The 8,801-nt window shown below is 56.9% G+C and carries 8 protein-coding genes; 2 read left to right on the top strand and 6 right to left on the bottom strand.

Going from position 1 to position 8,801, the window contains the following annotated elements; translation table 11 throughout:
- Nucleotides 1–32: 32 nt before the first annotated feature.
- The 6 genes from TX77_RS01430 to TX77_RS01450 form a co-directional block, all read right to left on the bottom strand.
- Complete coding sequence (locus tag TX77_RS01430) at nt 33–1,583, bottom strand: VanW family protein (protein WP_230197994.1); 1,551 nt, start codon at nt 1,581–1,583, stop codon at nt 33–35.
- Nucleotides 1,584–1,591: 8 nt separating this feature from the next.
- On the bottom strand, nt 1,592–2,620 hold the full coding sequence (holA, locus tag TX77_RS01435; RefSeq protein WP_044503060.1) for a DNA polymerase III subunit delta: 1,029 nt from the start codon (nt 2,618–2,620) through the stop codon (nt 1,592–1,594).
- On the bottom strand, nt 2,617–4,572 hold the full coding sequence (locus TX77_RS01440; RefSeq protein ID WP_230197995.1) for a ComEC/Rec2 family competence protein: 1,956 nt from the start codon (nt 4,570–4,572) through the stop codon (nt 2,617–2,619). Before TX77_RS01440 ends, holA begins: the two co-directional genes overlap by 4 nt.
- An 11-nt stretch (nt 4,573–4,583) precedes the next feature.
- Nucleotides 4,584–4,709: a hypothetical protein gene (locus TX77_RS14220; protein WP_268257927.1), complete on the bottom strand. Its 126-nt coding sequence runs from the start codon at nt 4,707–4,709 to the stop codon at nt 4,584–4,586.
- Nucleotides 4,706–5,230: a helix-hairpin-helix domain-containing protein gene (locus TX77_RS01445; protein ID WP_044503061.1), complete on the bottom strand. Its 525-nt coding sequence runs from the start codon at nt 5,228–5,230 to the stop codon at nt 4,706–4,708. Before TX77_RS01445 ends, TX77_RS14220 begins: the two co-directional genes overlap by 4 nt.
- A gap of 115 nt (nt 5,231–5,345) precedes the next feature.
- A complete protein-coding gene (locus tag TX77_RS01450; RefSeq protein WP_044503062.1) occupies nt 5,346–6,800 on the bottom strand; it encodes a TrkH family potassium uptake protein in 1,455 nt (484 codons plus the stop codon).
- A gap of 179 nt (nt 6,801–6,979) precedes the next feature.
- Between TX77_RS01450 and TX77_RS01455 the strand changes: the two genes are divergently transcribed.
- Nucleotides 6,980–8,269, top strand: a complete 1,290-nt coding sequence (locus TX77_RS01455) for a M18 family aminopeptidase (protein ID WP_044503063.1) — start codon at nt 6,980–6,982, stop codon at nt 8,267–8,269.
- A 120-nt stretch (nt 8,270–8,389) separates the two neighbouring features.
- Nucleotides 8,390–8,770: a helix-turn-helix transcriptional regulator gene (locus TX77_RS01460; protein ID WP_044503064.1), complete on the top strand. Its 381-nt coding sequence runs from the start codon at nt 8,390–8,392 to the stop codon at nt 8,768–8,770.
- Nucleotides 8,771–8,801: the final 31 nt, after the last annotated feature.

Here is an 8,801-nt window from a genome sequence, read left to right on the forward strand (position 1 = left end):
CGATTATCCTTTCTTTCAGGCACGATGGCAGGCTACTCTTCGTCCGAATAGTCCTCTTCATCGTAAGCGTCTTCGTCATCGCCGGCAGGAGCTGCCGTGACGTTGAATTCCATCATGTCGTGGGGCGCATTGAGGAGCGGATCCTGGGGCTCGAGATCGGCCGTGCTGACGACTTCTTCACTGTCTCCGTCAGGCGTCAAAACGATGGCGTCATTGGGATCGTAATGCGACGTGATGAGGTCGATATGACGGTCGCCGTCGCTGTAGGTCACGGTCCGGCGGATGGTGATGTCGTGGCCGTCGTAGCCAAACTGCTTCAGCGTATCGTCGGTGACGCTGTCATCGTGCTTCTTTATGATCTTGTGCGGTAAATTCTGGAGATGGGTCGTTTCAAAGGTGACCGTGCTGGTATCGGCGTGGTTGCCTAAGATATACGTCGTCACCGTGTTGGCCCCGACGACGGTATAGACGGCGACGGGGTGCTGGAAGGGGTTGGTAAAGGCAAAATCAAGGCCGTCATCGGCAACGGTAGCATCCATGCCGACCGGTACGTAGGCTGCCGGAGCGAAATGCGGTTCCCGGCTGGCGATGAAGAGGCCCGCCCGAAGGGCTGCGTTGAACAAGGTCGTGCTGACCTGGCAGACGCCGCCGCCGACGGATTGTTCCAGTCTGTTTTCAAAATAGGACGGGGCCTGTTTGTAGCCCTTATCTGCCGTTCGCGTGCCGACGTATTTATTGAATGAAAAGTCCTGTTGGCTGGCGACGAAGGCATGATTCAGCCGTTCCTGGGCCAATTTGATATTCGTATTGCGATCCGGATTGCTGTTGTCGAAATGGGTCGTGTAATAAGACAGGACCGTATCGATGTCCTTCAAGTCATCGCTCTTGATATCGGCCTGCTGCCGACTGTCAACGGGGACGTCGATATCGCCGGTCTGGCCCTTATGCAGGCTGTCGGCAATGGAATCCTTGAGGCCTGCCGTATTGATGACGATGCGGTCTTTTTCCGGTTCGACGGCGACGGTCTTATTGTCTTCCTTGACATAGGCAAAGGCATTTTCCGGATCCTTGTCGTGTTTGTCGTGGAGATCGCTCAGGGCCTTGTCGAGTTTTTCTTCATCGACGGCAATGGCCAAGGGGATGTCCTTGCCATGCATCAAGGTCGTCGCCACGTCAGCTACGCGCTCCCAAGGCATGCCCTGCCGTCCGATGAGATGGAGTTCATCGTCGATGTACTGGCGGTCGAGCTTGGCCCCGAGGTCATCGAGGTTCAGCGTCGTATCGACGCCGTCCGCTGCCAGATGGAGCTTGCGCCCTTCGATATCTTTGGCATGGATGTCGAGGTAATTGGCAATATCTTCATCGGTCATGCCCTGGACTGAATGACCGTCGAGGGTCACCATCTGTTCGGCCCTCGTCTGGGCGGCAAAGAATCCGCCGAAGCCCAAGATGCACAGGGCTGCGACGACACCGCCTATTTTTTTCCATGACCGAGACTTCGGAGCCGGCAGCCCATGCTTTTCACGATACCGGCGGCGGTATTCCTTCATTCTCTCTTTTCGTTCCTTTTCTGCTTCCGTCACGCTCTAACCTACCTTTTCAGACTACAATAAAGACAAATAAGGGCTCCCATATCGGCCGGCGACGCCTTCCCGCTGCGGATATGGAGCTGTAAGGTAAAAATATTGCAAATACAACGTTCTAACTCTTCTATTGTCCAATAAGATGCGACTTTTTGCAAGTGATATATGACATATTTCGCACTTCGCCCCTTATTGATCGCCGTCAGGACCTGTTCGCGCTGGGTCTTTCCGGCATGGGCCTTCAACAGTTCTTTATACGACAAGAGGAGCCGCAGTCGCGACAGCATGTATCCCGTGTTCTTCAAAAAGGCATCTTGCTTGCTGAACAGCCCTTCGACAAAGGGCAGTGTCTTTTCCCCATTGCGGCGGAGGAAGGCATCCATAAAGGTGAAGAGGTTCTTTTCCATGGTGCCGGCAAAGAGATCGGCCAAGTCATCCGGTCCGATGCTCTGTTTCCCAGCGGGCAAGGTGATGCACAATTTATCGAGTTCGGAAAAGACGTAGAGCAGGGAGATGCTGCCCCAGGTCTGGAACAGGTCCTGCAAAAAGACGACGCCGTCGCGGCTGAGGCTCTTGCCCTGTTTCTTCAGGTACGCCGTCACGTAAGGCATGACATTTTTTTCGCTCACGGCTTCGGCAGCGACGACCCGGGCCATGGGCTTCAAGGCCTTAAAGAAAGCGCTTCCCGTATCGACGTTGCCCTTGCTGTAAAACAAGAGGCTGTTGCCGTCGTCGAGGCGTCCCGCTTCGTCGAGGAACCACTGTTCTTCTTTGCTCACTTTGCTCCGCGACCGGCCGCCCCGCTTCAAGGGCAGAAAGGGACAGTCGTACCAGACGGTGATCGTGCCGCTGCTAAAGAGGCTCGTCCCCTGAAAGGATTCGACGACCGTTGCCGCCGCCGCATCTTTTTGAAAGGTCTGCACTTCAGCGTCGCCGCCGGACCGTTTCCGGGCCGCTTCAAAAAACTGTCTCCGCCCCTCTTCCATGAGGTAGGCTTCGGACCCGTAGATGATCATTATATTTTTAGCATTATTCATAGATGTTCCTCAACAAATGTAGACAGGTGCCACCTTCCACGCCGACGGGCCAGGCGCAGTTGTCCGTCCCGAGACGGAAGGTAGGCAGGAACGCCGAAACTGTCGGCCGCCTCGCTCCACTCGGAAAAGGCTCCGTCCCCGCGGCGTCCTTCATAGACGACGGTGGCCATGGCCGAGGCCGGAAAGGCCCTTCCGTCCCAACCGTCAAGAGATCGGAACTCCCAAAGGAGGGCCTCGTCGGAAAAGGACTTGGGCACGGCTCGTGCACCGCCATAGGGAATATCCCCTGTCCCCGGTCCCTTCAGGAAGGTGAATTCTTTTTGAAACAAGGCTTCTGTGTAAGCCCTTTCCTCCCCTTCGACGACGCACCGGCGAAGGGTGAAGATGCCGTTGGCCCGAAGGGCCGGGATGACGACGACAGCCGCCTGGTCGGGATGGGAGAATCTCGATTTATTATACCATAAATCGGCCGATCTATCTTCATAAATAATGGCCGTCGCCTGATCGCGGCCGGCATCAAAAATCAGCACGCCCGGCCCGGACGGCCGCACCATGAAGCTTATGGCCAACGAAATAATGAGGGGCAGGAACAACGTCTTTCGAAGGGGCCGAAAAAAGACGACGGCCACCAAAAGATACCAGGTCAGCCAGGCCCAAAGCGACGGCTGGCCGGCCCACAGGCGGCTCCCCGGAAGGGCGGCGATAAAGGCATTGCCCTTGAGTGCCAGGGCCAGAAAGGGCTTCAATCCCCAGAGGATCAAGTCGGCCCCGGCTCCATACACTAAGGACAAGACGGAAGCGCCAAGACCGAGGACCATGACCCCATCGAGGACCGGTGCCACGACGGCGTTGGCCAAGAGCGAATAGACGGGAAAGGAAAAGAAGGCCGAAAAGAGGATGGGCACGACCAGGACTTGGGCGGCCAGGGACACGGACAGGCAGTTTCGCAAAAATTCCGGTAAAAACGAAAGGCCGGTCGCGATCCGTTTATAGAACAGCACGATGCCCGCCGACGCACTGCACGACAGGCGAAAACTCAAATCGAAGAAGAGGTAGGGACTGTACAGCAGCATGGCCGCAACGGCCAGAGCCAGGGCGTGGCCTGCCGTATAATCCCGGCGTGCCGTCAGGCTGAAGGCACTGAGGGAGCCCATGATGGACGCCCGGACGACAGGCGACGTAAAATCAGCCAAGGCGCTGTAAAGGAGGAGAAAGGCTGCCGACAAGATAAAGAGCGGTGTCCCCCGAAGGCCGAAAGCCCGGCCGATAATCTGCAGGACGGCTAAGAGCAGGGCTACGTGCGAGCCGGATACGGAGAGGATATGAATGAGACCTGTCGTGCTGAAGGACTCGATAAGGCCCGGCGGCAGTTCATCGTAGTGGCCGCCAAAGAGGAGGCTCGACAAGACCGGCCCATAATCCGCCCCGAGGACAGCATCATATCGCCGGGTTAAGGCCTTTCGCAAGTCCTGCAAAAAAGCCCTGAAGCCCGTCGGTTCTGCCAGGCGTCGGACGTCCCTTCCCTCCTTGGCAAAGAGGCGCAGCCACACGCTTTTTTCCCGATCGCGGCGGCGGGCGTCGTACATGCCGTCGTTTTTATAATACGTCAGTGGCCGGCTCTGACCGGTGATCTGAAGGGTTTCTCCGACAGCCGGCCCGTCGGGGACGGTCACGTAGGCCTTGCCGGCACCGGGGTACACCCGATTCTCATCGCCGTAGGCATAGGAGGCAACATCCAGGACGTAGCGCCCCATCGGTCCCGCTTCGCTCGTAAAGGTGCCTCTTTTTTCAGATACCGTCCCTATGGCGACGAGATCAGCTCCGGCGGCCTGATGGGGCAAAGCGTCGTAGCTGTCGGAAGCCAGTTGAAGCCGGCCGGCACCGAGGCAAAAAAAGACGGGAATCAGGAAGAAGAAAAAGGCCTTTCGCCCATACCGGGCGCCCAGTCCCATCCCCAAGAGGGCTAAAAGAAAAAGGCCCCCCACCAAGGAAGGGGCAGTGAAAGGCGGTCGGCAGCAGCAATGCCGGCACTCAGGGCCAGCACCAAAGAGAGGCTGAGCCAAATCAGCCGCAGGGCCGGAAGGGTCATAAGCCGACCTGATCCTTTAATTTTTGGAATTTAGCCGGTCCGATTCCCTTGACCTTCTGCAATTCGTCGATGCTGGTAAAGGCGCCGTGCTCCCGACGGTAGGCGATGATATTGTCGGCCATGGAAGGTCCGATACCGGGCAGGGTCATGAGCTTTTCGGCATCGGCCTGATTTAAAGACACCTTGCCCTCGTCGATCGGTGCCGGCGGTACGCCGTTCCAGTCATAAGGGATGTGGACATGCATGCCGTCCGCCGCCCTTGCAGCCAGGTTCACAGATGCCGTATCGGCATAGGCCGCCATCCCCCCTGCCGTCTCTACAGCTTCGCCGACGGTCTGTTCCCCATCGAGGGCATAAAGTCCCGGCCTATGTACGGCGCCCGTCACGTAGATAAAGGCCTTGTCGGGCAAGACCTCTTCGACGACCGGCACCGGTTCGGCCACGACCGGAAAGAGGTGCTCACTGAATTGACTCACAGCCAAAAAAGCGGCTAAGGCGCCAAAAATGACGATTTTCTTCATGGTTCGTCCCTCCTCGATGGTAAGCTATACCTACAGTTTGCCTTATGAGGACGAGACGGAGGGAAAGTTTAATCGCATTTTAACCGGAAATCCCCTGTTTCACGAAAGATTTATATTACCAGCTGCCCTTCGACTTCCAGAAGTTCTTCTGGAGCATGACCAGGAGGGTGAACATTTCAAGTCTCCCTAAGAGCATGGACAGGCAGAGGATGGACTTTGAAAAGAGGGACAGTTCGGCATAGGTCGACGTCGCCCCGGTGATGCCGAAGGCCGGGCCGATGCAGCCCATGGTCGAGACGCTGATGCCGATGGCGTCGAAGACGTCGATGCCGTCAAAGGTCAGGAGCAGGGCCCAGAGGGCGATGAACATGACGTAGAGGAAGCAGAACTGAGCCACGCGGACGACCGTATCGTCGCCGATGCGGTGGCCGTTGATGGTCATGCCCAGGACCTGATTGGGATGGAGCTTCGTTTTCGCCGCATGCCAAATGTACTGGGCCATGATGACGACGCGCGACACCTTAAGGCCGGCCGCCGTCGAGCCGGCACAGCCGCCGGAAATCATGAGCATCAGCAAAATTCCCTTAGAAAAAGTCGGCCAGCGGTCGAAATCGGCCGAGACGAAGCCCGTCGTAGCGATGGATGCTGCCTGGAAGGACGAGTAGCGAAGGGCCGTCGAAGGGCCGATGCCGAAGGCACTCATGAGATTGAGGCCGATGAGAATCGTCGCCGCTGCTACGATCAAGAGATAGACCCGAAATTCCATATTGTCCCAAAGGACGCTCCAGCCCTTTTGCCAGGCCCGGTAATACAAGGCGTAGTTGCCGCCGGTGAGGATCATGAAAAAGGTCATCCAGCCTTCGACGGCCGGGCTTTCAAAATGGGCCGCACTGGCATTATACGTCGAAAAGCCGCCGGCCGAGACCGTCGACAAGGCGTGGTTGACGGCACCGAGAAAGTCCATGCCGCAGAGGAAGAAGATGACGAAGGCCGTCGCCGTAAAGGCCATGTAGATGCGAAAGAGGACCTTGGTCATGTCGTGCAGCCTGGGCAGGACGCGCTCTCTCGTAGGACCCGTCGATTCGGCATTATACATGTAAAAGACCGCCGACTGACCGGCTTCGGGCAAGAGGGCGATGAAGATGACGATGATACCGAGGCCGCCGAGCCAGTGGGTCATGCTGCGCCACAGAAGCAGGCTCTGGGGCAGGATTTCAAGGTCCGTAATGACCGTCGCCCCGGTCCCGGTAAAGCCGGACACGCTTTCAAAGAGGCCGTCGAAATACGACAGGTAGCCGCCGAGGCAGTACGGAAGCATGCCCAAAAACGTAGCCAGCATCCAGCCGATTCCCGTAATGGCAATGCCTTCGCGCATGGTCAGTTTCTGCGTCCGCACGTGGCCGTAGTTCAGGCAGGCCCAGCCGACGAGTCCGCAGAGAATGATGCTGCCCACAAAAGGCAGCCAGCTCGATTCCCCCATGATGATCGCCATGGCCAGGGGCAAAAACAGGACGCCGCCCTGGGCCAAGGCTATTTTTCCTAAAAATCGAGAAATGACGCGTAAATCCATAAGATCCCCTTCATGAAAATTAATTTTTCTCTATTATACCATGAGGGCTTGAGAAAACAAAAAGCCGGCCGCCGCTGTGATTTTATGATGCCCAAGCGCTCCCTGCCGGAAGCGCAAGTGGCCGACCTATGATATAATAACAGGATCACAAAATTTATCCCCAAGAAAGGATGATCGTCATGTCCCATGACTCTATCGATACCTTACTCACCTTCATCGCCCAAAGCCCGTCGCCGTACCACACGGCCGCCGCTTCGCGGGACCTTCTCGACAAGGCCGGTTTTACGGCCCTTATGCCGGACGCCGCCCCCTGGCAGCTCGAAGCCGACGGCGCCTACTACGTTCCCGTCTACGGATCGGGCCTCATCGCCTTCCGGACCGGCCGCAACATCCGCCGCCACCTGCGCCTCAGTGCGGCCCACACTGATTTTCCCTGCCTGCGCATCAAGCAGCGTCCGGAAATCCGCGAAAAGGGCTATCTTAAAGTCAACGCCGAAACGTACGGCGGTCTCCTGCGCGAATCGTGGCTCGACCGCCCCCTGTCCCTGGCCGGTGCTGTCGCCATCGAAACGGAAGACCCCTTCCGGCCCAACCTGCGCCTCATCGACCTCAAAAGGCCGGTCCTCACCATTCCCCGCCTGGCCATCCACATGAACCGCAAGGCCAATCAGGGCATCGAGCTCAATCCCCAAAAGGACCTCCTGCCGGTCATGGGCCTCGACGAAAAAGAGGTAACGCAGCACTTCTTCCTCGACTTCTTGTCAGAAACGTGCCGCTGCCTGCCCGAAGCGATCCTGTCGTACGAACTGACGGTCTATCCGACAGAACCGGGCTGCCGCCTCGGTTGGCACGATGAATTCGTCTCGTCGCCCCGCCTGGACAACCTGACGTCGGTCCTGGCCTCCCTATCGGCCCTGGTAAACGCCGCCGACGCCGACGGCTTGAACATCGTCGCCCTCTTTGACAACGAAGAAGTGGGCAGCCATACGAAACAAGGCGCCGATTCCGTCATCCTCTCCCGGATCCTCTCCCGCATCTATCACGCCTTCGCGCTCACCGACGACGACCTGTCGGCCGACCTTTCAAAAGGCTTCATGCTGTCCGTCGACGTCGCCCATGCCATCCATCCCAACGTACCGGAAAAATGCGATATCACCAACCAGCCCCAAATGGGCCGCGGCGTAGCCCTCAAGATTGCCGCCAGCCAGTCCTATGCCGGAGACGCCGAAGCCGTCGCCGTCCTGAAAGGCTTGTGCCGCCGGGCCGACATCCCCTATCAGATCTTCATGAACCGCTCCGACCTTCCCGGCGGCTCGACCTTGGGCTCCCTCTTATCGGCCAACCTCCCCATCCGGACCATGGACATCGGCATTCCCATTACGGCCATGCATTCGTGCCGTGAATTGATGGGCGCCGCCGACCAACAGGCCCTGACCGACCTCATTACGACCTTCTTCAGCCATTCCTAATATCCCGATTTTTTTTATTCTGTATCGCAGATGCCGCCATTGACACATTTTGTTTTACATCTTATAATAAAAAGTGTATATTACAGCATACTGTATAGTATACAGAAAGAGTGGATATGAATGACTCTAGGACAAGAAATTAAGTACTATCGCAAGAAAAACGGCTTAACCCAGACGGCTTTCGGCGACCTCTTCGGTATGTCAAAGCAAGCCGTCTACTCTTGGGAAACAGGTCTTTATTCACCAGATATTTCAGTATTGCTGAAAATGGCTGATTTTTTCCAAATTCCCATCTGTGTCCTTGTCGGCCGACCCGGCATGTACTGCCAAAAGAGCGATGACACCCGCAGCAACTGCGACTACTGTGCGCCCATTACGGACGAAGACTGTCTCGTCATCCGGGCCCTTCACGCCTTGCCACCGGAAAAACAGCAAGCCGTCAAGACACTCCTCAATATCAAACCGAAAAAGAACGGAAACTCCGAATCAGGGGACAACTGACAATGCGGTATTGATATATAAAAAATCGGAC

Origin of the sequence: Megasphaera massiliensis (genome assembly GCF_000455225.1) — a bacterium.
GTDB lineage: Bacteria > Bacillota > Negativicutes > Veillonellales > Megasphaeraceae > Megasphaera > Megasphaera massiliensis.

What these genes read in the sequence shown, in the direction of transcription:
- TX77_RS14220 (WP_268257927.1), bottom strand. Translation starts at nt 4,709, where the DNA reads ATGACCCTTCCGGCCCTGCGGCTGATTTGGCTCAGCCTCTCTTTGGTG.
- TX77_RS01445 (WP_044503061.1), bottom strand. Translation starts at nt 5,230, where the DNA reads ATGAAGAAAATCGTCATTTTTGGCGCCTTAGCCGCTTTTTTGGCTGTG.
- TX77_RS01450 (WP_044503062.1), bottom strand. Translation starts at nt 6,800, where the DNA reads ATGGATTTACGCGTCATTTCTCGATTTTTAGGAAAAATAGCCTTGGCC.
- TX77_RS01455 (WP_044503063.1), top strand. Translation starts at nt 6,980, where the DNA reads ATGTCCCATGACTCTATCGATACCTTACTCACCTTCATCGCCCAAAGC.
- TX77_RS01460 (WP_044503064.1), top strand. Translation starts at nt 8,390, where the DNA reads ATGACTCTAGGACAAGAAATTAAGTACTATCGCAAGAAAAACGGCTTA.
- holA (WP_044503060.1), bottom strand. Translation starts at nt 2,620, where the DNA reads ATGAATAATGCTAAAAATATAATGATCATCTACGGGTCCGAAGCCTAC.
- TX77_RS01440 (WP_230197995.1), bottom strand. Translation starts at nt 4,572, where the DNA reads ATGGGACTGGGCGCCCGGTATGGGCGAAAGGCCTTTTTCTTCTTCCTG.